A 359-nucleotide genomic window follows, 5' to 3' on the forward strand; every position below is an offset into this window, starting at 1 on the left:
GCCGGACGCTCCATGAGCAGGGTCTGCGCTGCCTGGATTGCGCCGATCGCCTCCACGAGAGTCTCCGCAACTTCCGCATCGGTAGATTCGTCGACTAGGTTCGCCGCTTCGTTGAGGCAGTAGACTACGTCTTCCAGATCGCCGACCGGAGATCCGATCTCGTCGCGGCAGTCTCTGATCGTCGCGGCGGCGCGCTGCAACAGCCTGGCGCGCTCAGATGCCGTGAGCCGTTCAACTTCGTTCGCAGCGCGGAGAAGTTCGGAGACAAAGGCGTCGGAGCTGTCTGTCATCTGGTTCATCATCCTCACACGGAGCCCGCTTCGGTCTCCCGCGCGGACGCTTCATTCTCGATGGAACAG

The 359-nt window shown here is 62.4% G+C and carries 1 protein-coding gene; it reads right to left on the reverse strand.

The window, feature by feature from the left end:
* Positions 1-299: hypothetical protein (locus C7I85_RS30330; protein WP_428832936.1), on the reverse strand; the 299-nt coding region annotated here is incomplete at its 3' end.
* Positions 300-359: the final 60 nt, after the last annotated feature.

The organism is Pseudaminobacter soli (ex Li et al. 2025), from assembly GCF_003012705.1.
In the GTDB taxonomy this organism is placed as follows: Bacteria; Pseudomonadota; Alphaproteobacteria; order Rhizobiales; family Rhizobiaceae; genus Pseudaminobacter; species Pseudaminobacter soli.